Here is a 20,760-nt window from a genome sequence, read left to right on the forward strand (position 1 = left end):
ATTTTTATAATGGCAGGTATTCAGGATGTTTATGCATTAGTAGAAAAAGGAAAAGCAAAACTTATCGCAGCAGCAGTTCAGGAGGCTCTTGATGCAGGATGTGATCCTACAGAGATCTTAAATGAAGGAATGATCAAGGCAATGGATGCTGTTGGTGAGAAATTTAAAAATGGCGAGATCTTCGTACCGGAGATGCTGGTAGCTGCAAGAGCAATGAAAAAGGGTGTAGAGGTTCTGAAACCTCATCTGGCAACAGGTGCTGCAGGTGCTGCAGGAAAGGTTATTATCGGAACAGTTGCAGGTGACCTTCATGATATCGGCAAGAACCTTGTAAGCATGATGCTTGAGTCTGCAGGATTTGAAGTGATCGATCTTGGCGTAGACGTTCCGAAGGAAAAATTTGTAGAGGCATATGAGGCAAATCCTGATACTAAGATCGTTTGCTGCTCTGCACTTCTGACAACAACTATGCCGGCTTTAAGAGATGCTGTAGCTCTTCTTAATGAGTCTTCTTTCCGTTCCAATATCAAGGTTATGGTTGGCGGAGCTCCTATCACTCAGGCTTTTGCTGATGAGATCGGCGCAGATGCTTACACAGAAGATGCTGCTTCCTGTGCAAAGAAAGCAAAAGAGCTGGTTGCTTAATGCCACAGAGGATATAAGTCCACATAAGGAAGAAGATATGATTGGCTGTATTTAAGAGACCGTGATGCAATAAGGGGCAGATATATGCTTGAAGAATCATTTGAGTGGCTGAATAAAGAGCAGTGTACTGCTTATCTTAAGAGACTGGGGCTTTCGTGGCCCCAGAATCTTTCTCTGGAATTTCTGGATCATCTGATCCGGACACATCTGGAAAAGATTCCTTTTGAAAATCTGGATCTTGTAAGGACTCATGAGCTGATCCCGGCGGATCTGGAAAGTATTTACAATAAAATCGTGCCGGGAAACAGAGGCGGTTACTGTTTTGAACTAAATGCACTGCTTCTGGGGCTTCTTCGAGGGATTGGATTTCAGGCTTATCCGGCAGCCTGCCGGGTTCTGAGACGTCCGGGACTTCGAATGCCTACGCACAGAGCAAGTGTGGTATGCATTGACCATAAGAAATATTTCTGTGACGTGGGATATGGCGGCATTGCCTGTACCCGGGCTGCACGGATGGAAATCGGTGCTGTTACAGAGACGGAGTTTGGAAGCTTTTATTTTGAACGGGAGTGCTTCGGGTGGCTGAATTTCTGGTATCAGGCAAAGAAAGAAGGGCAGCAGGAACCGATAAAAATATTCATGGTGTCTGAAATTCCCAGTGCACCTGTGGATTTTGCTCCGGCTAATGAGGCTATGTGCCGGGAAGGTTCTATGTTTTATGATAAAATGATCGTTCAGAAGATCACACCGTATGGCCCTGTTTCCATTGATGGGAATCAGTTTACCTTTCGGGGTAAAAACGGAAAGACTGTTTCGGAAATAGCATCGGCACAGGAACTTCAGGATATTCTGAAAAGAGAGTTTCAGATTGAGATTCCCATATGAAAGAAATGCATTGATTTTTGACGAGCATGGGTATATAATAAACCCGTTGCAGGAAATCCTGCCAAAAATCATATAAAGATTGTCGACAGGGGAGCTTGTGATACAGGCTGAGAGGAAGTTGGAAACTTCGACCCGTAACCTGATTTGGATAATGCCAACGTAGGTATGCGCTGAATGCGAGATTTCGATCTCCTTTGTCTTCAATCGAAGATGAAGGAGGTTTTTTTATGTTTCACTTTATGGTCAATGCAGAAGGCGGACTGACTGCGGCCGGATATGCGGTATGTATCCTTGCGGGAATCGTGCTGTTTGGTATTGCAATCTTTTTTGCGGGGAAAAACTCCGAGGGCAAAAAAATGTCTGTCAAGCAGCTGGTATTTTGTGCGGTGGCAATGGCGCTTGCTTTTGTGACTTCTTATCTGAAGATTTTTAATATGCCCTGGGGAGGAAGCGTCACCTTATGCAGTATGCTTTTTATTGTGCTGACTGCCAACTGGTACGGACCGAAAACAGGAATTATGGTAGGGTTAGCCTATGGAATCCTGCAGTTTATCCAGGAACCGTATGTGCTTTCCTTCTTCCAGGTATGCTGTGATTACGTTCTGGCCTTTGCAGCGCTGGGAATTGCCGGATTTTTTGCAAAAAGCAGCCATGGTCTGGTAAAGGGCTACATTGCGGCCGTGATCGCCAGAGGTGCTTTTCATGCTCTGGGAGGCTATCTTTACTGGATGGACTACATGCCGGAGAACTTTCCTAAGGCGCTTACCGCAGTCTATCCAATTGCTTACAACTACAGCTTTCTGCTGGCAGAGGCTGTGATCACCATTATTGTTATTTCTATTCCTGCAGTGGCAAAAGCCCTTGCACAGGTAAAGAAGTCGGCTGTATAAATACTTGCTTTATTAAGACCCGTAATGCTATACTTGATACAGATATGCAGTACGGATCTTTTTCTGTCTGCATATATTTCAGGACAGGGATCAAAAGGAGTCATATGTTTAAAGAAATAGGGGAAGAGAGACCATTTAACGGAATTTTAAGACAGATTATTGAGAATATACAGAGCGGGAAGCTGAAGCCGGGGGCGGCACTGCCGGCAGAGAGAAATATGGCGGAGACCATGGGGGTTTCCAGAGCCGCCCTCAGGGAAGCGCTGCGGGCGCTGGAGCTTCTGGGAATTCTGAAGTCTGTACCGGGAGGCGGAAATTATATTACAGAGGATCTGGAGACCTGGTTGATCGGACCTTTGTCCGTGCTGTTTCAGCTGAATAATGGCCGTATACGTCAGAACCAGCAGCTTCGTGCTGCATTGGAAAGAGAAAATGCTATTCTGGCAGCAAAAAAATGTACTCCTCTGGATGCGGCGGAGCTTTGGATGATCATTGCAAGGCTGGATGCGGCAGAGGATGAAAAAGAAAGAGGACAGCTTGATAAGGAACTTCATCAGAAGATTGCGCGTATTGCGGATAACCCGATGATCTTCAGTGTGCTTTCTGCGGCAGATAAGCTGACGGAGAACATTATTTCAGGAACCCGTGATTATATCATGCGGAAAAACCAGTCTTCTTCTGCAGTGGATGATCAGCACCGCAGACTTGTGGAGGCGATCATCAACGGAGATCCGCAGGAGGCGGAAAAATGTATGTCAGAGCACATGGTAACAGTAGAGGAATACATGGCTGAAATGTTGGAAGATAAATGAATTTTGCAGTGTGAACAATAATAACGTTTTATACCCATAAGAGGATAAATTCCCTTGAAGTTTGGTCAGACCAATGATATAATTAGATTATAAATTGGACTAACCAAAAATATATTTGGCAATACCAAAATAGGAGGGAATTATATGGGATATGTGCAATGGTCATATGACACACTGAATCAATTCTGTACAGATGTATTTAAGGCTTTTGGGTTTGAAGAAGAGGAAAGCAGGGAGATCAAAGACGTACTTCTGACAGCTGATCTTTACGGGATTGAAAGTCATGGAATGCAGAGAATGGTCCGCTATCATAAAGGTATTGAAAAGGGAACGATCCATCCTCAGTCAAAGCCAGAGATCGTGTTTGAAACACCGGTTTCTGCAGTAATCGACGGACATAATGGAATGGGACAGCTGATCAGTATTTTTGCCATGAATAAAGCAATTGACAAGGCAAAGAAAACAGGTATCGGAATGGTAAGCGTCCGGGAGTCCAATCATTTTGGAATTGCAGGCTATTATGCAAAAATGGCATGCAGCCAGGGACTGATCGGTATGGCATGTACCAACTCAGAAGCCATTATGGTACCTACATTTGGCAAAAAGGCCATGCTGGGCTCAAATCCGATCGCAGTGGCAATGCCGGCAGATCCTTATCCGTTTTTCTTTGACTGCTCTACCACAGTAGTGACCAGAGGAAAGCTGGAAATGTATAATAAAATGGACAAGCCTCTTCCGGAAGGCTGGGCTCTTGACAAAAATGGTCATGCAAGCACAGATGCACCGGACGTACTTGCAAATATTGTTGCCAAAAAAGGCGGCGGCATTATGCCTCTGGGTGGAAATGAGGAAGTTAGCGGAAGCCACAAAGGATACGGATATGGTATGCTCTGTGAGATTTTCAGTTCGATCCTGTCCATGGGAGTTACCTCGGATCATTGCTGTACTTTCCCGGACAAAACAGGGATCTGTCATGGATTTATTGCTATTGATCCGTCTGTATTCGGAGATCCGGAAGCAATCCGGAAACATTTTTCTGATTATCTGGAAGCTTTGCGGGAGAGCCCTAAGGCAGAGGGAAAAGACCGGATCTATACCCATGGAGAAAAAGAAATCTTTGCCGAAAAGGAAAGACGGGAACAGGGAATTCCGGTCAATGATAACACCATGGTGGAACTGGCTGACCTGTGTGGCTATCTGAAAATAGATTTTCATAAATATTTCAAAGACTATAAGCTGCCTGAAAACAGCAGATTTTTTACAGGAAATTATTAAATTTTCCGGTTTTCTGCCGGAAATAAAAAGAATCCCAAAGGAGGAATAAAAATGGATTACGCAAAAGAATCACTGAGACTGCATGAAGAATGGAAAGGAAAGATCGAGGTTGTGACAACTGTTCCGGTTGAGACAAAGGATGATCTTTCACTGGCGTATACCCCTGGCGTTGCACAGCCCTGTCTGGAGATCCAGAAGGATGTAAATAAATCTTACGATCTTACAAGAAGATGGAATATGTGTCTCGTTGTGACAGATGGTTCTGCTGTTCTTGGTCTGGGAGATATCGGACCGGAGGCTGGAATGCCGGTTATGGAGGGAAAATGTGTTCTTTTTAAAGCATTTGGCGATGTGGATGCATTTCCTCTGTGCATTAAGAGCCAGGATGTAGACGAGATCGTAAATACGATTTATCTTATTTCAGGTTCTTTTGGCGGTGTAAATCTGGAGGATATTTCTGCTCCAAGATGTTTTGAGATTGAGAAAAAACTGAAAGAAAAATGTGATATCCCGATTTTCCATGATGACCAGCACGGAACAGCCATTATCACTCTGGCTGGACTGACAAATGCCCTGAAGGTTGTTGGAAAGAAAAAAGAGGATGTTCGTATTATCATGAACGGCGCCGGTGCGGCAGCCATCTCTATTGCAAGACTGCTTCTGACAGCCGGATTTAAGAACATTACGCTTTGCGACAGAAAGGGTGCTATTTATGAAGGACGTACAGATGGTATGAATCCTGTCAAGGAAGAAATGAGCAAGGTGACGAATCCGGATAAGAAATCAGGTTCCCTGGCCGACATGCTGGTGGGGGCAGATGTGTTTATCGGTGTTTCCGCGCCGGGGGCAGTTACCACAGACATGGTGAAGACAATGGCAGATGACGCGGTTATTTTTGCCTGTGCAAACCCAACGCCGGAAATCTTCCCGGATGATGCGAAGGCAGGCGGGGCAAGGGTGGTTTCCACAGGAAGAAGCGACTTCCCTAACCAAATCAACAATGTTCTGGCATTCCCAGGCGTGTTCCGCGGTGCATTTGACGTAAGGGCCAGCGACATCAATGATGAGATGAAGCTTGCAGCAGCACAGGCTCTTGCAGATCTGATCTCTGAGGAAGAGCTTTCTGAGGATTATATTATCCCGAAGGCATTTGATAAGAGAGTAGGACCGGCTGTTGCAAAAGCAGTTGCTGAGGCGGCGAGAAAAACAGGGGTGGCAAGAATCTGAAGAAAAGAATCCGGCACTGTCAGATAAACTGAGATCAAGTACCGGCAATACAAAATAAAGGGCACTGCAAACATGGATAAATCATCTGTGGGGCAGGGCTCTTTTTTTATTAAAAGCAGAAAGATAAAATACTGTGCTTTATTTGGTTTCGCCGCAGGAATTCTTTGACAAACAGGAAAAGAGTGGTTACAATAGCAGATATCATATGAAATGGCAAAACGAGGAGATTATTATGAAAAAGTGGGAAAAAAACGTCCGTCGGGTGGTTCCCTATACTCCGGGAGAACAGCCGAACCAGTCGGATATGATAAAACTGAATACCAATGAGAATCCTTATCCTCCGGCTCCGGAAGTAAGAGAGGCGCTGCGGACGTTGGACACAGATGAGCTGAGACTTTATCCGGATCCATCGGCGAACGAGCTTGTATCGGCTGTGGCAGAAGTCTATGGCGTAAAAAAAGATCAGGTTTTTGTGGGAGTCGGATCAGATGATGTGCTGGCAATGAGTTTTCTGACATTTTTTAACGGGGATAAACCGATCCTGTTTCCGGATATTACCTATTCTTTTTATGATGTGTGGGCAGACCTTTTTCGGATTCCTTATGAACGCCCTCTTCTGGATGAAAATTTTCATATCAGGAAGGAAGATTATTTCAAAGAAAACGGAGGAATCATTTTTCCAAATCCTAATGCACCCACAGGCGTGGCTATGGATTTGGAGGACGTGGAAGAAATCATAAGTAAAAATCAGGATGTGATCGTGATCGTAGACGAGGCTTATGTGGATTTTGGAGCACAGTCGGTTGTTCCCCTTATTGAGAAATATGAGAATCTTCTGGTAGTCCAGACACTTTCTAAGTCAAGGTCTATGGCAGGCATGCGGATTGGCATGGCTTTTGGAGACGCTGCCCTGATCCGGTATCTGAATGATGTGAAATATTCCTTTAATTCTTACACTATGGACAGAACCGCTTTGGCAGCAGGGACAGCTTCTGTAAAAAATCAGGAATATTTTAAGAAAACCTGTCGTAAGATTATAGAAACAAGAGAATGGACAAAAAAAGAACTGAAGGCGCTGGGATTCTGCTTTGAGGACTCTATGGCAAATTTTATTTTTGCATCTCATGAAAGCTGTCCGGCAGAAGAATTATTCCAGGCTTTGCGCAGCCGCCATATTTATGTAAGATATTTTCCTGAAGGACGTACATCGGACTATTTAAGGATAACAATCGGAACTTGTCAGGAAATGGAAGTTCTGATCGCATTCCTGAAGGAATACCTGGGTCAGAGACAGATATCAGGAAACAGATAGGACAACAGACATAAGTTTTTAAGAATTTACCAACAGGAGGTTTTAATGGAAGTTTTAGTACAATGGTTTACAGAAAATCTGTCACAGTATATCTCGGCGGAGATGGTTGTTTTTATTATATCTATGATTCCGATCCTAGAGCTTCGAGGCGGGCTTCTGGCAGCCTCTCTTCTGAAGATTCCGGCAGCTACGGCGATTCCGATCTGTATTGTGGGAAATATCGTTCCAATCCCGTTTATTCTTTTGTTTATCAGAAAGATATTTAAACTGATGAAAAAAACAAAGCTTTTCCATAAGCTGATCGTCAAGCTTGAGGACAGAGCCATGGGAAAAAGCGATCAGATCAAAAAATATGAATTTTGGGGGCTTTTATTGTTTGTGGGAATCCCTCTTCCGGGAACCGGAGCCTGGACAGGTTCTTTGATCGCTTCGCTTCTGGAGGTTGACATCAAAAAATCTTCTCTTGCCATTTTGGGAGGAATCATTATGGCAACAGTAATCATGTATGTAGTGTCTTATGGCCTGCTGGGAAATATTGTTCATTGATCTTCTGATCTGATCTCTGCCGGGGACCGGGGAACCGGCAGCTGTTTATATATCCGGCAGTTTCACTTGTAGACAGAAAAAGAGAAGTGTGATAAAATAAAATTCAGTACAAATAAATCTAACACATACAGGGAATGTATCCCGAGAAAAAGACGGTTCCGGAATTGCTGCAGATATGAGGCGGCAATCCGGATTCTGATGTTCGTGTCGGTTCAGACAGATTATTCCGTAAATTTTATGATGAAGATGTAGTGAGTCCGGATTTGGTGGACATTATTTTTAAGAAAAGACTGAGGTAATTTTTTATGAGGGAAAAATACGAATCATTGTCACTTGCAACATTAAAAGAGTTGGCAAAGGCAAGAGGACTCAAGGGAATCTCTGCCATGCGAAAACCAGAATTGATAGAACGTATGCTTCAGGAAGACGAGAAAGAAGCTGCCGGTGGGGCGGCGGAAAACAAAAAAAACGATATGGAAGCAGAACAGAAAACGGATAATGACGGAGAGAAAACCGCAGACCGCCGCGAGGAGGGACAGTCCAGACATCAGGGCCGCACATACAGACAGAACAGCTATGTGCAGGAAAACCGCGGAAGCTATGAAAACCGCAGACGGAATAACTGGCAGGATGACAGCCGCAGAAGCAGCAGTCAGGATGACGGCCGCAGAAATTACAGCTGCCAGGATGAAGAAACAGCCATGTCCGCAGATACTGCACAGCTTGACAGCGGCGAGAAGGCAAATGGTATCCTGGAGGTGCTTCCTGATGGGTATGGATTTATCCGCTGTGAAAATTATCTTCCAGGTGAAAATGATATCTATGTTTCGCCTGCCCAGATCCGCCGTTTTAACCTGAAAACAGGGGATATCATCCAGGGAAATATCCGGATCAAAACCCAGGGAGAAAAGTTCAGTGCTCTTCTTTATGTAACATCTATCAATGGTTTTCATCCCAGTGAAGGTCAGAGACGCTATAATTTTGAGGATATGACACCGATTTTTCCCAATGAACGTCTTAAAATGGAACGTCCGGGCGGAAGTGTTGCCATGCGTATTGTGGATCTGATCAGCCCTATCGGCAAGGGACAGCGAGGAATGATCGTATCTCCGCCGAAGGCAGGAAAAACAACACTTTTGAAGGATGTTGCAAAATCCATTCTCAGAAATAACGGAGATATGCACCTGATCATCCTGCTGATCGACGAACGTCCTGAGGAGGTAACGGATATTAAAGAGGCCATCCAGGGACCGAATGTAGAAGTGATCTATTCTACATTTGATGAGCTTCCCGATCACCATAAAAGAGTATCCGAGATGGTCATCGAGCGGGCTCGGCGTCTTGTCGAACATAAAAAAGACGTCACGATTCTTCTGGACTCGATCACCAGACTGGCAAGGGCCTACAACCTCTGTGTTCCTCCAAGCGGAAGAACACTTTCCGGAGGTCTGGATCCGGCTGCTTTACATATGCCGAAGCGATTTTTTGGTGCAGCCCGCAATATGCGGGAGGGAGGCAGCCTGACCATTCTTGCAACTGCTCTTGTAGATACCGGAAGCAAAATGGATGATGTGATCTACGAGGAGTTTAAGGGAACTGGAAATATGGAGCTGGTTCTTGACCGTAAGCTTCAGGAAAAAAGAGTATTTCCGGCCATCGATATCCAGAAATCCGGTACACGCCGTGAGGATCTTCTGCTTACTCAGGAGGAACAGGAAACCGTATTCAGTATGCGAAAGGCTTTGAACAGCCTGAAGGCTGATGAGGCAGTGGAACAGATCCTGAATATGTTTTCCCGTACCCGTACCAATGAAGAGTTTGTTCAGACTGCAAAAAAACAGAAATTTTTATAAACGGCTTGCATTTGCTTCAGGGGTATGTTATAATCAGAAAGCTGTAAAATAATAAATTCGTCTAATCAAATACGAATAGAAAATAATAGAAAGAAATACAGAGAGGTGAAAATCATGCGCGAAGGAATCCATCCGAACTATCATCAGGCAACTGTAACATGCAACTGTGGAAACACATTTGTAACAGGATCTACAAAAGAAGATATCCATGTGGAAATCTGCTCCAAATGCCATCCGTTCTACACTGGCCAGCAGAAGGCTGCTCAGGCTCGCGGACGTATCGATAAGTTCAACAGAAAATACGGCTTAAACAAATAATTGAACATTAAGAGAAATGTGAGTACAGGTTGAGGTTGGGAAATCTCAACCTGTCTTTGCTTTACAACGGAGATTTTATATGCAGAACAGATCATCAAATATTGGCGGTCAGGCAGTCATGGAAGGAATCATGATGCGGCACAAAGACAAATATTCCATTGGTGTCCGCCGTCCTGACGGAGAAATAGAACTTAAGGTAGAAGATTATAAATGTACTTTTGGAAAGGCTGCTTTTCTTCGCAAACCTGTCATCAGAGGAGTGGTAAGCTTTGTAGACGGTCTTGTGATCGGAACAAAATGTCTGATGTATTCTGCGGAAATAGCAGGAGACGAAGAGGATGAGAAGGAAGCGGCTAAGAATGCTCACCTTACCGAAGAGCAGCGTCAGGCCAAGAAAGAAAAAGAAGATAAGCAGTTTAAATGGCTTCTGTACGGGACAGTAGCACTTTCCATTGTATTGTCTGTGGCAGCTTTTATGCTTCTGCCCTATGCGATTGCCAGTCTTCTGAATAAAGTGGGAGCATCAGAAGTGATTGTCACCATTGCAGAGGCTTTTGTGAAGCTTGCTCTGTTTATGGGATATATGCTTCTTGTTTCACGGATGAAAGATATTCAGAGAACTTTTATGTATCACGGAGCGGAGCATAAATGTATCAACTGTGTGGAAAATGGGATGCCGCTTACTGTAGAGAATGTAATGAAAAGTTCCAGACAGCATAAAAGATGCGGGACCAGTTTTTTGTTCCTGGTGATGCTGGTGAGTATTTTCCTTCATTTTGTCTTTGTACTGGTACCGGTTTACTGGGTGAGACTGCTGGGCCGTCTTCTCATGGTACCGATAGTTGCCGGCATTTCTTTTGAAATCATCCAATGGGCCGGAAGAAGCGATAATAAAATTGCTTCTTTTTTGAGTAAGCCGGGGCTTGCCATGCAGAAGCTGACGACCATAGAACCTACTGAGGATATGGTGGAGGTTGCTATTGCAGCAGTGGAAGCGGTATTTGACTGGAAAAAATATTTAAAAGAAGAGTTCGGCTGGGAGCCGGGAGAAGAAGCAGATGAAAACGTTTGAGTCTCTTTTCAGAGAAGGGTGTCTGATCCTGGAAACGGCAGGGATAGAAGAAGCCAGGCTGGATGCCTGGCTCCTTCTGGAATATGTAACAGGAAAAAACAGAGCCTGGTATTTTGCACATAGTGATGAACCGGTGCAGGAGGAAGACGCAAGGCAGTATAAGGAACTGTGCAGAAAGCGTTCTGTCCATACTCCCCTTCAGCATCTGACACAAAGTGCCTGCTTTATGGGGTATGATTTTTATGTGGATGAAAATGTCCTTGTTCCAAGACAGGACACGGAGACGCTTGTAGAGGAAGCGCTGAAACTTCTGAAAGATCAGCCGGCGCCTTCTGTTCTTGACATGTGTACCGGATCTGGATGTATTTTGCTGAGTATTTTGAAAGAAATTCCAGATGCCGGCGGAGTAGGAGCAGATCTTTCTGAGGCTGCTCTTAAGGTGGCGGAAAAGAATGCAGAGAGGCTTCAGGTGCAGGATCGTGCATTTTTTACGCACAGCGATCTGTTTTCCGGAGAATATTTTACACAAAACAGTAGCAAAAAACAGACAGAATATGATATGCTTATTTCGAATCCGCCCTATATAGCTACGGAGGAAATACAGAAGCTTATGGAAGAAGTACGGCTTCATGATCCTTATATGGCCTTGGACGGAAAAGAGGATGGACTGTATTTTTACCGCAGTATCACTGCCCAGTGCAGCAGATATCTGAAACCAGGCGGTTGGCTTCTTTATGAAATTGGCTATGATCAGGGAGCGTCTGTCTCTGATATTATGAAAAAGGCCGGATTTGTGCATGTTACAGTGAAGAAAGACCTGGCAGGTCTCGATCGTGTGGTATTGGGACAGAAAAAGAAACGGGAGGAACAGAATGTTTGATAAATTAGAGGATCTTCTGATCCGTTTTGACGAGGTTCTTAATGAGCTGGGAGAACCGGGAGTTACAGATAACCAGGAACGTTTCCAGAAGCTTATGAAAGAACAAAGTGATCTGCAGCCTATTGTGGATGCTTATAAAGAATATAAAGAAAACAAAGAAACGATCCAGGACAGCCTTTCCATGCTGGAAGAGGAAAAGGACGAGGAAATGCGGGAAATGCTCAAAGAGGAGCTTTCTGATGCCAAGAAGAGAGTAGAAGAACTGGAGCATGAGATCAAGATCCTGCTTCTTCCAAAAGACCCGAATGACAGCAAAAACGTTATTGTGGAGATCCGTGCAGGCGCAGGCGGAGATGAGGCGGCGCTTTTTGCAGCTGAGATTTACCGTATGTATGTGAAATATGCAGAAAGTCTCCGCTGGAAAACAGAGATGATGAGCCTGAATGAAAACGGTATCGGCGGCTTTAAAGAGGTTACATTTATGATCCAGGGACAGGGGGCATATTCCCGCCTGAAATATGAAAGCGGTGTTCACCGTGTACAGCGTGTGCCGGAGACGGAGTCAGGAGGAAGAATCCATACTTCCACCTGCACAGTTGCTATCATGCCGGAGGCAGAAGAGATTGATTTCCATCTGGATATGAACGACTGTAAATTTGATGTATTCCGTGCATCCGGAAACGGAGGACAGTGTGTCAACACTACAGACTCTGCCGTTCGTCTGACACATATTCCAACAGGAATCGTTATTTCCTGCCAGGATGAGAAATCACAGCTTAAGAATAAGGATAAAGCTTTAAAAGTACTTCGTTCCCGTCTTTATGAGATGGAGATCGCCAAGCAGCATGACGCGGAGGCAGAGGCAAGAAGAAGCCAGATCGGAACGGGAGACCGCTCTGAAAAGATCCGTACCTATAATTTCCCTCAGGGACGTGTGACAGATCACAGGATTAAGCTGACCCTGCATCGCCTGGACAGCATTCTGGGCGGTGATCTCAGCGAGATCATTGACAGCCTGATCGCAGCAGACCAGGCTGCGAAGCTTGCAAACTTAAATGATGAACAGTAACTGGTCAGCAGTTGCAAAAGGTAAGTGTCAGAAATACTGACGATGATATATGATATGAAAGACGGAGGAGAAAAATGAAAAAAACAGCACTTGTAATCATGGCAGCAGGAATCGGAAGCCGCTTTGGCAAAGGTATCAAGCAGCTTGCACCGGTAGGACCAAACGGTGAGATCATTATGGATTATTCTATCCATGATGCACTGGAGGCAGGCTTTAATAAAGTCGTATTCATTATCAGAAAGGATATTGAAGAAGAGTTCCGTACAGTGATCGGCAACAGGATCGAGAAGATCACAGAAGTAGAATATGCGTTCCAGGCACTGGAGGATCTTCCGGAGGGATTTGAGAAGCCGGAAGACAGGACAAAGCCCTGGGGAACCGGACAGGCTGTCCTTGCAGCCAGGAAAGTTCTTTCTGAGCCGTTTATGGTTATCAACGCAGATGATTACTATGGAAAAGAAGCATATGTAAAAGTCCATGATTATCTGGTACAGGAGCAGGAAGCGGATGGTGTTATGCATATCTGTATGGCAGGCTTCCGTCTTGGAAATACGTTAAGCGACAATGGAAGTGTTACCAGAGGCATCTGTCATATTGAAGACGGGGCACTTACCGGGGTGACAGAAACTCATGATATTTATAAAACGGAAAGCGGAGCGGAAACCAGAAGTGAAGAGGGACAGGCAGAAGAACTTGATGTCAATAGTCTTGTATCCATGAATATGTGGGGACTGACTCCGGAATTTATGGATGTTCTGGAAAAAGGCTTTGTGGAATTTTTAAGTGAGATCAAACCGGGAGATATTAAGAAAGAATATCTTCTTCCGGAAATGATCGATCGCCTGATTAAGGCCGGAAAAGCAAAAGTAGACGTTCTTGAAACAAAGGATACCTGGTTTGGTGTTACTTATCAGGAAGATAAGGCTTCTGTAACAGAGGCTTTTGAAAAGCTTGTAAAGGACGGAGTATATCCGGAAAACCTTTATAAATAAACCAGTAGTCTGCATTTGTATGCAGAAGCAGGTAAAGGAGGAATTATTATGGGAAAATATTTTGGAACTGATGGATTTCGCGGCGAGGCAAATGTGCAGCTGACAGTAGATCATGCTTTTAAGGTAGGACGTTACGTAGGCTGGTATTACGGACGCGATCATAAGGCAAAAATTGTAATTGGCAAGGATACCAGACGCAGCAGCTATATGTTTGAGTATGCACTGGTAGCAGGCCTTACCGCTTCCGGAGCAGATGCATATCTTCTTCATGTAACAACAACCCCAAGTGTTTCTTATGTGGTGCGCACTGAGGATTTTGACTGCGGAATCATGATCTCTGCAAGCCATAATCCGTTTACAGACAACGGAATTAAGCTTCTGAACGGCAACGGACAGAAGATCGAGGCAGAGGTAGAAGCAAGGATCGAGGCATATCTGGACGGAAAGCTGGAAGAGCTTCCGCTTGCAACAGGAGAAGATATTGGAAGAACTGTAGACTTTGCTTCCGGAAGAAACCGCTATATCGGTTATCTGATCTCCATTCCATGCCGTGACTTCAAAAACATCCGCGTAGGTCTGGACTGTTCCAACGGAAGTTCTTCTGCTATTGCAAAGAGTGTTTTTGATGCCCTTCGTGCAAAGACTTATGTGATCAATAATGATCCTGATGGAACGAATATTAATACAAACTGCGGATCCACCCATATTGAAGTGCTTCAGAGATATGTTGTAGAAAAAGGACTGGATATCGGATTTGCCTATGACGGTGATGCTGACCGCTGTATTGCAGTAGATCACAGAGGAAATATCATTGACGGTGATAAGATCCTGTATGTATGCGGAAAATACTTGAAAGAAAGAGGCAGACTGAACGGAAATACAGTAGTGACCACAGTTATGTCCAATATGGGTCTGTACAAGGCACTGGAAAAAGAAGGCATTGACTATGAGCAGACTGCAGTAGGTGATAAATATGTGGCAGAAAATATGCTGGAAAATAATTACAGCATTGGAGGAGAGCAGTCCGGTCATATTATTTTCAGTAAATATGCAGCAACAGGAGACGGTATTCTGACCTCTCTGATGATCATGGAAGCATGTGTGGAGAAAAAATCCACACTTTGTGATCTGGCAAAAGAGATGAAAGTTTATCCTCAGATTCTGAGAAATGTCCGTGTGGCAGATAAAGTGGCAGCAAGAGAGAACCCAAAGGTAAAGGCGGCTGTAGAGGCAGCGGCAAGAGCTCTGGGAACAGATGGCCGTATCCTTGTAAGAGAAAGCGGTACAGAGCCTCTGATCCGTGTGATGGTAGAGGCAGGAACAGAGGATATCTGTGCGGAGCATGTAGATAATGTAGTAAAAGTAATCGAATCTGAAGGACTTATTGTAGAATAAGGAAGATACATGAATACAAAGAAAATCGGACGGATACTGGCAGTATGCATGGGAGTAGCTCTTCTGGCAGGCTGCGGAAGCGAAAAAAAGAATATTTATAAGCAGGCAGAAGAAAATCTGGAACAGGGAAACTACCAGGAAGCTCTGGAGGGTTATGAGACCTCGATCTCTAATGGATACAAGCCAACAGAATCCTTCCGGGGAGCAGGGATAGCCAGACTGCGCATGGGAGATGCGGAAGGAGCTGTGGACGCTTTTACCAAAGCTCTTGGAACAGACAAAGGGGGAAAATCCCTGCGGCAGGATATCCTTTCTTATCGTGCCACAGCGGAGCTTCAGGCAGGGCTTGAGGATGATGCCATGGCTGACTGTCAGACGCTGGCATCGGATTATTCCATGAATGCAGATACATATTTCCTTACCGGAAGTGTGGCTCTTGCCATGGATGGATATGATGAGGCTGCATCTAATTTTCAGCAGGCGTATGGAGAAAAGCCGGATTATGCCATGGCGCTTCAGATTTATGAGGCATATGAAGAGCGGGATATGGAGGCAGACGGAACCAGATATCTGGAGGCTGTTCTTGAAAACGCACCGAAGAATGCTCAGGATTATTATGAGCGAGGTCATATTTACTACTGTATGGAGGATTATGACAATGCGAAAAAAGAGCTGACAAAGGCGGCTGAAAAAGGCAGCGCTCAGGCAGAGCTGCTGCTTGGAACAGTATGCCTTGCCCAGGGAGATACGGCTGCTGCAAGATCTATGTATCAGGATTATCTGAACCTTGAAGAAAGCAGTAAGGCGCCTGGATATAACGGGATGGCTCTTTGTGATCTTGCGGACGGAGATCCGGACAGCGCCCTTGCCAATATTGCCAGCGGTCTTGAGTCAGCAGGGACAAACGAAATGCAGGAACTTCTTTTCAATGAGATTGCCGCCTATGAGAAAAAACTTGATTTTTCTACGGCATATGCAAAGGCTCAGGAGTATGTACAAATGTATCCGGACGATAAGGAAGCCCAGAAAGAGCTTGCTTTCCTTAAGTCCAGAACCGGAGAATAAATATGCAGTTTTATGATTTTAAAGAAATTCAGGAACGGGTGATCCTGATCGGTGTTCAGACAGATGCCGGAGAGGATGTGGAGGCTTCACTGGATGAACTTGAGGAGCTTGCCCAGACAGCCGGAGCAGAAACAGCGGCCAAAGTGATCCAGAACAGAGAATCCGTCCATCCGGGGACTTATATCGGGCGTGGAAAGATCCAGGAGGTAAAAAACCTGCTGACAGCTCTTGACGCTAATGGAGTCATCTGCGATGATGAGCTTTCACCGTCCCAGATGAATAATCTGGAAAGAGAATTAGAATGTAAGGTTATGGACAGGACTCTTCTGATTCTTGATATTTTTGCAGGACGGGCAGTGACAAGTGAAGGGAAGATACAGGTGGAGCTGGCACAGCTGCGTTATCGTGCGGTCCGTCTTGTAGGACTTCGTGATTCTCTGTCCCGACTTGGAGGAGGAATCGGAACAAGAGGTCCGGGAGAAAAGAAGCTGGAGACAGACAGACGTCTGATCCGCACCAGGATTTCTGCTTTGAAAGCAGAGCTTGTCCAGGTGGAAAAGCACCGGGAACTGATCCGTGGGAACCGTTCTAAGGGAATGCTTAAAACAGCAGCTATTGTAGGATATACAAATGCCGGAAAATCAACACTTCTGAATACCCTTACCGGTGCGGAGATCCTGGCGGAGGATAAACTCTTTGCCACTTTGGATCCAACTACAAGAGTTCTGGAGCTTGATGACGGACAGCAGATTCTTTTAACGGATACCGTAGGCTTTATCCGTAAGCTGCCCCATCATCTGGTAGAGGCCTTTAAAAGTACTCTGGAGGAAGCGAAATATGCGGACTATATCATTCATGTAGTAGACGCGTCGAATCCTCAGGCAGAAATACAGATGGAGGTAGTCTATAAGACACTGAGAGAACTGGGGGCTTCCGGAAAAAAAGTGATCACTCTGTTTAATAAACAGGATCTTGTTACGGAATCCGATCTTCGCGATTCTTATGCAGATCAGATCATCAGATGCTCTGCAAAAACCGGAAAAGGTTTGAGGGAACTGAAAGAGACTCTGTCCGGATTCCTGGCAGAAGAGCAGGTGTATCTGGAAGAGCTTTATTCTTACAGAGAGGCAGGCAAGCTTCAGACCATACGGGAATATGGGCAGCTTCTTTCTGAGGAGTACCGGGAGGATGGGATTTTTGTCCGTGCAAAGATTCCGGCAGAATTTTTCGTGCGGGTAATGCCGGAAAGATAAATTTATTTTTTCAGTAGTTTTCAGACGGTTGGAAAGTCTGGAAGTGCCTGTAAATACAGGAAAAACAACCATTATATATAGTGATTTCGAATGAAAAAACACTATATATAGTGGTTTTTCTGCTTTTGGGGCGGTTGACGGAAACAGGATAGTTTGATAGAATGTAAATCAGGTTTTTACAATTTATCATATGAGGTGTGGCAAAGGAGGAAATAACAGTATGTTTCAGGTAGTTAAACGGGATGGAGAGATTGCTGATTTCCAGATGGCAAAAATATCATCCGCCATCAACAAGGCCTTTGAGGCAAAAGAAAAGAATTACAGTCAGGATATGATTGATCTTCTGGCTTTGAGAGTGACTGCAGATTTTCAGGATAAGATCCTGGATGATCAGGTAACTGTAGAGGATATTCAGGACAGTGTAGAAAATGTACTGATCCAGGCAGGATACAGTGATGTTGCCAAGGCATATATCCTTTATCGTAAGCAGAGAGAAAAAATCCGCAATATGAAATCTACAATCCTTGATTATAAGGAGATTGTAAACAGCTATGTAAAAGTAGAAGACTGGAGAGTGAAGGAGAATTCTACTGTTACCTACTCCGTAGGCGGACTGATCCTCAGCAATTCAGGTGCGGTAACAGCAAATTACTGGCTGTCTGAAATCTATGACAATGAGATTGCAGAGGCGCACAGAAATGCAGATATCCATATCCATGATCTTTCCATGCTTACCGGATACTGTGCAGGATGGTCTTTAAAACAGCTGATCCAGGAAGGGCTTGGAGGAATTGAGGGCAAGATCACTTCTGCCCCGGCCAAACATTTAAGCGTACTCTGCAATCAGATGGTAAATTTCCTGGGCATTATGCAGAATGAGTGGGCAGGAGCTCAGGCATTCTCCTCCTTTGATACGTATCTGGCGCCTTTTGTTAAGGTGGACAATTTAAGCTACCATGAGGTGAAGAAATGTATCGAGTCCTTTATTTACGGTGTAAACACACCAAGCCGCTGGGGAACTCAGGCGCCCTTTTCCAATATTACTCTGGACTGGACTGTGCCGGATGATCTGGCGGAGCTTCCTGCCATTGTAGGCGGCAAAAATATGGATTTTAAATATAAGGACTGCAAAAAAGAAATGGATATGGTAAACCGTGCGTTCATTGAGACAATGATCGAAGGTGATGCCAATGGAAGAGGATTCCAGTACCCCATTCCAACCTACTCCATTACCAGAGATTTTGACTGGTCTGATACGTTAAACAACCGTCTTCTGTTTGAAATGACAGCAAAATACGGAACTCCGTATTTTTCTAACTATATTAACAGCGATATGAAGCCAAGTGATATCCGAAGCATGTGCTGCCGCCTCCGCCTGGATCTTCGTGAGCTGCGCAAAAAGAGCGGCGGATTCTTTGGCTCCGGCGAGAGTACCGGATCCGTAGGAGTTGTTACCATCAATATGCCTCGAATTGCCTATCTTTCCAAAACACCGGAGGAATTTTACCGGAGACTGGATCATATGATGGATATTTCAGCCAGATCCCTGCATATTAAGAGGCAGGTGATCTCCAAGCTTCTGGATGAGGGTCTGTATCCTTACACAAAAAGATACCTGGGAAGCTTTAATAACCATTTTTCTACCATTGGTCTGGTGGGAATGAACGAGGCCGGGCTGAACGCCAGATGGCTGGGCTGCGATATGACAGATGAGAGAACCCAGAAATTTACAAAAGAGGTTCTGGAGCATATGAGAAACCGCCTTTCCGATTATCAGGAGCAGTACGAGGGAGAGCTCTTTAATCTGGAGGCAACTCCGGCAGAGTCCACGGCATATCGTCTTGCCAAACATGACAGAAACCGCTGGCCGGATATCAAGACAGCAGGAAGTAAGGGAGATACTCCTTATTATACAAACAGCTCCCATCTTCCGGTTGAATTCAGCTCTGATATTTTTGATGCTCTGGATATTCAGGACGAACTGCAGACTCTTTATACCTCAGGAACAGTATTTCACGGTTTCCTCGGAGAAAAGCTGCCTGACTGGAAAGCTGCCGCGTCTCTTGTCCGCAAGATCGCAGAGAATTATAAGCTTCCGTACTATACGATTTCGCCGACCTATTCTGTATGCAGCGAGCATGGTTATTTAAGCGGCGAACACTTTACCTGTCCGAAATGCGGCAAAAAAGCCGAGGTTTACAGCCGTATTACAGGATATTACCGCCCGGTACAGAACTGGAATGACGGTAAAGCGCAGGAATACAAAAACAGGACACTGTACGACATTACTCATTCTACATTAAAAAAAGTCCATACAAGCATGGTTACCATGACAAAGGATGATGTAAAGGTGGAACCACTGGAGACCCATAAATATTTATTTACCACCAGCACATGTCCAAACTGCCGTATGGCAAAAAAAATGCTGGAAGGCGAGGAGCTTGAGATTATTGATGCGGAAAAGAATCCGGAGCTGGCAAGGCAGTTCGGCATTATGCAGGCGCCTACACTGGTTGTTACAGACGGAGAGCATCTGAAAAAATATGTCAATGCCTCTAATATTCAGCGATATGTGGATGAGGAGCTTTGATGTACAGGATTTTTCTGGCAGAGGATGATGAAACCCTCTGTACGCTTATAAAAAAGCATCTGGAATCATGGGGGTATGAGGTTACGGCTGCTGAGGATTTTCTGAACATTACAGGAGAGTTTATCAGATCAGAAGCGCAGCTTGTGCTTCTGGATCTGAAACTTCCGCGTTTTAACGGATTTCACTGGTGTGAAGAGATCAGACGCATCTCTCAGGTCCCAATTGTGTTCTTGTCCTCTGCTGCGGATAATATGAATATAGTCATGGCCATGAGCCGGGGAGCAGATGATTTTATTCCAAAGCCTTTTGATCTGGAGGTGCTGTCTGCAAAAGTACAGGCCATTCTCCGAAGAGCTTATTCCTTTGGCATGGGGGCAGACCTTCTGGAAAGAGGCGGCGCGGTCCTGAATCTGGGAAGCGGAACTCTGAGTTATCAGGGAAACTCTGTGGATCTCACCAGAAATGAACTGCGTATCCTGAATCTTCTTTTTTCTCAGGGCGGGAAGGCGGTCAGCCGGGAATCAATCATGCAGATGCTGTGGGAAAATGATGACTTTGTGGATGATAATACTCTGACTGTCAATGTGAACCGTCTGAGACGAAAGCTGGAAGGAATCGGACTTGGCGGTATGATCGTGACGAAAAAAGGTTTGGGTTATATGGTACCGTAGGAAGGAGTGC

The 20,760-nt window shown here is 44.9% G+C and carries 19 protein-coding genes and 1 riboswitch; all 19 genes read left to right on the forward strand.

Annotation, left to right across the window (positions count from 1 at the left end):
• A partial coding sequence (locus RDS42_RS02180) for a corrinoid protein (protein WP_331602458.1) occupies positions 1-645 on the forward strand: 645 nt, incomplete at its 5' end.
• Positions 646-729: 84 nt separating this feature from the next.
• Positions 730-1,530, forward strand: coding sequence for an arylamine N-acetyltransferase (locus RDS42_RS02185; RefSeq protein WP_308782151.1), 801 nt, complete (start codon positions 730-732; stop codon positions 1,528-1,530).
• Between the two features lie 77 nt (positions 1,531-1,607).
• Positions 1,608-1,713: riboswitch (TPP riboswitch) on the forward strand.
• Between the two features lie 44 nt (positions 1,714-1,757).
• Entirely contained in the window at positions 1,758-2,420 is a 663-nt protein-coding gene (locus tag RDS42_RS02190) for an energy-coupled thiamine transporter ThiT (protein ID WP_308782152.1), read from the forward strand.
• 104 nt (positions 2,421-2,524) lie between these two features.
• Positions 2,525-3,232 carry a FadR/GntR family transcriptional regulator gene (locus RDS42_RS02195; protein ID WP_308782153.1) on the forward strand — a complete coding sequence of 236 codons (708 nt, stop codon included), beginning with the start codon at positions 2,525-2,527 and terminating at the stop codon, positions 3,230-3,232.
• 144 nt (positions 3,233-3,376) lie between these two features.
• Positions 3,377-4,507: an Ldh family oxidoreductase gene (locus RDS42_RS02200; protein WP_308782154.1), complete on the forward strand. Its 1,131-nt coding sequence runs from the start codon at positions 3,377-3,379 to the stop codon at positions 4,505-4,507.
• A 51-nt stretch (positions 4,508-4,558) separates the two neighbouring features.
• On the forward strand, positions 4,559-5,734 hold the full coding sequence (locus tag RDS42_RS02205) for a malic enzyme-like NAD(P)-binding protein (RefSeq protein WP_308782155.1): 1,176 nt from the start codon (positions 4,559-4,561) through the stop codon (positions 5,732-5,734).
• A gap of 232 nt (positions 5,735-5,966) precedes the next feature.
• Positions 5,967-7,046, forward strand: coding sequence for a histidinol-phosphate transaminase (hisC, locus tag RDS42_RS02210; RefSeq protein WP_308782156.1), 1,080 nt, complete (start codon positions 5,967-5,969; stop codon positions 7,044-7,046).
• 45 nt (positions 7,047-7,091) lie between these two features.
• Positions 7,092-7,592 (forward strand): small multi-drug export protein, encoded by a 501-nt coding sequence (locus tag RDS42_RS02215; RefSeq protein ID WP_308782157.1) that lies wholly within the window; start codon positions 7,092-7,094, stop codon positions 7,590-7,592.
• A 305-nt stretch (positions 7,593-7,897) separates the two neighbouring features.
• Positions 7,898-9,445 carry a transcription termination factor Rho gene (gene rho, locus RDS42_RS02220; protein ID WP_308782158.1) on the forward strand — a complete coding sequence of 516 codons (1,548 nt, stop codon included), beginning with the start codon at positions 7,898-7,900 and terminating at the stop codon, positions 9,443-9,445.
• Positions 9,446-9,559: 114 nt separating this feature from the next.
• Entirely contained in the window at positions 9,560-9,763 is a 204-nt protein-coding gene (gene rpmE / locus RDS42_RS02225) for a 50S ribosomal protein L31 (protein ID WP_022068223.1), read from the forward strand.
• Between the two features lie 79 nt (positions 9,764-9,842).
• Entirely contained in the window at positions 9,843-10,835 is a 993-nt protein-coding gene (locus RDS42_RS02230) for a DUF1385 domain-containing protein (protein ID WP_308782159.1), read from the forward strand.
• Entirely contained in the window at positions 10,822-11,715 is an 894-nt protein-coding gene (gene prmC, locus RDS42_RS02235) for a peptide chain release factor N(5)-glutamine methyltransferase (RefSeq protein WP_308782160.1), read from the forward strand. Before RDS42_RS02230 ends, prmC begins: the two co-directional genes overlap by 14 nt.
• Positions 11,708-12,784, forward strand: coding sequence for a peptide chain release factor 1 (gene prfA / locus RDS42_RS02240; protein WP_308782161.1), 1,077 nt, complete (start codon positions 11,708-11,710; stop codon positions 12,782-12,784). The genes prmC and prfA overlap by 8 nt, the downstream gene beginning before the upstream one ends.
• Positions 12,785-12,858: 74 nt before the next feature.
• Complete coding sequence (locus RDS42_RS02245; protein ID WP_308782162.1) at positions 12,859-13,776, forward strand: sugar phosphate nucleotidyltransferase; 918 nt, start codon at positions 12,859-12,861, stop codon at positions 13,774-13,776.
• Positions 13,777-13,824: 48 nt separating this feature from the next.
• A complete protein-coding gene (gene glmM, locus RDS42_RS02250) occupies positions 13,825-15,171 on the forward strand; it encodes a phosphoglucosamine mutase (RefSeq protein ID WP_308782163.1) in 1,347 nt (448 codons plus the stop codon).
• A gap of 9 nt (positions 15,172-15,180) precedes the next feature.
• The gene (locus RDS42_RS02255; RefSeq protein WP_308782164.1) at positions 15,181-16,236 is read left to right on the forward strand and encodes a tetratricopeptide repeat protein; all 1,056 of its coding nucleotides are present in this window, start codon (positions 15,181-15,183) and stop codon (positions 16,234-16,236) included.
• Between the two features lie 2 nt (positions 16,237-16,238).
• Positions 16,239-17,489, forward strand: coding sequence for a GTPase HflX (hflX, locus tag RDS42_RS02260; RefSeq protein WP_308782165.1), 1,251 nt, complete (start codon positions 16,239-16,241; stop codon positions 17,487-17,489).
• 220 nt (positions 17,490-17,709) lie between these two features.
• Positions 17,710-20,079, forward strand: a complete 2,370-nt coding sequence (locus RDS42_RS02265) for a ribonucleoside triphosphate reductase (protein WP_308782166.1) — start codon at positions 17,710-17,712, stop codon at positions 20,077-20,079.
• Positions 20,079-20,750 carry a response regulator transcription factor gene (locus RDS42_RS02270; RefSeq protein ID WP_308782167.1) on the forward strand — a complete coding sequence of 224 codons (672 nt, stop codon included), beginning with the start codon at positions 20,079-20,081 and terminating at the stop codon, positions 20,748-20,750. Before RDS42_RS02265 ends, RDS42_RS02270 begins: the two co-directional genes overlap by 1 nt.
• Positions 20,751-20,760 lie beyond the last annotated feature (10 nt).

Origin of the sequence: uncultured Blautia sp. (assembly GCF_902497045.1) — a bacterium.
Classification (GTDB): domain Bacteria; phylum Bacillota; class Clostridia; order Lachnospirales; family Lachnospiraceae; genus Blautia_A.

Excerpts from the sequence above, each read along its gene's own strand:
- hisC (WP_308782156.1), top strand. The coding sequence starts at position 5,967 with ATGAAAAAGTGGGAAAAAAACGTCCGTCGGGTGGTTCCCTATACTCCG.
- rho (WP_308782158.1), top strand. The coding sequence starts at position 7,898 with ATGAGGGAAAAATACGAATCATTGTCACTTGCAACATTAAAAGAGTTG.
- RDS42_RS02200 (WP_308782154.1), top strand. The coding sequence starts at position 3,377 with ATGGGATATGTGCAATGGTCATATGACACACTGAATCAATTCTGTACA.
- RDS42_RS02205 (WP_308782155.1), top strand. The coding sequence starts at position 4,559 with ATGGATTACGCAAAAGAATCACTGAGACTGCATGAAGAATGGAAAGGA.
- RDS42_RS02215 (WP_308782157.1), top strand. The coding sequence starts at position 7,092 with ATGGAAGTTTTAGTACAATGGTTTACAGAAAATCTGTCACAGTATATC.
- rpmE (WP_022068223.1), top strand. The coding sequence starts at position 9,560 with ATGCGCGAAGGAATCCATCCGAACTATCATCAGGCAACTGTAACATGC.
- RDS42_RS02265 (WP_308782166.1), top strand. The coding sequence starts at position 17,710 with ATGTTTCAGGTAGTTAAACGGGATGGAGAGATTGCTGATTTCCAGATG.
- RDS42_RS02255 (WP_308782164.1), top strand. The coding sequence starts at position 15,181 with ATGAATACAAAGAAAATCGGACGGATACTGGCAGTATGCATGGGAGTA.
- RDS42_RS02195 (WP_308782153.1), top strand. The coding sequence starts at position 2,525 with ATGTTTAAAGAAATAGGGGAAGAGAGACCATTTAACGGAATTTTAAGA.
- glmM (WP_308782163.1), top strand. The coding sequence starts at position 13,825 with ATGGGAAAATATTTTGGAACTGATGGATTTCGCGGCGAGGCAAATGTG.
- RDS42_RS02185 (WP_308782151.1), top strand. The coding sequence starts at position 730 with ATGCTTGAAGAATCATTTGAGTGGCTGAATAAAGAGCAGTGTACTGCT.
- RDS42_RS02245 (WP_308782162.1), top strand. The coding sequence starts at position 12,859 with ATGAAAAAAACAGCACTTGTAATCATGGCAGCAGGAATCGGAAGCCGC.
- prmC (WP_308782160.1), top strand. The coding sequence starts at position 10,822 with ATGAAAACGTTTGAGTCTCTTTTCAGAGAAGGGTGTCTGATCCTGGAA.
- prfA (WP_308782161.1), top strand. The coding sequence starts at position 11,708 with ATGTTTGATAAATTAGAGGATCTTCTGATCCGTTTTGACGAGGTTCTT.
- RDS42_RS02270 (WP_308782167.1), top strand. The coding sequence starts at position 20,079 with ATGTACAGGATTTTTCTGGCAGAGGATGATGAAACCCTCTGTACGCTT.
- RDS42_RS02190 (WP_308782152.1), top strand. The coding sequence starts at position 1,758 with ATGTTTCACTTTATGGTCAATGCAGAAGGCGGACTGACTGCGGCCGGA.
- hflX (WP_308782165.1), top strand. The coding sequence starts at position 16,239 with ATGCAGTTTTATGATTTTAAAGAAATTCAGGAACGGGTGATCCTGATC.
- RDS42_RS02230 (WP_308782159.1), top strand. The coding sequence starts at position 9,843 with ATGCAGAACAGATCATCAAATATTGGCGGTCAGGCAGTCATGGAAGGA.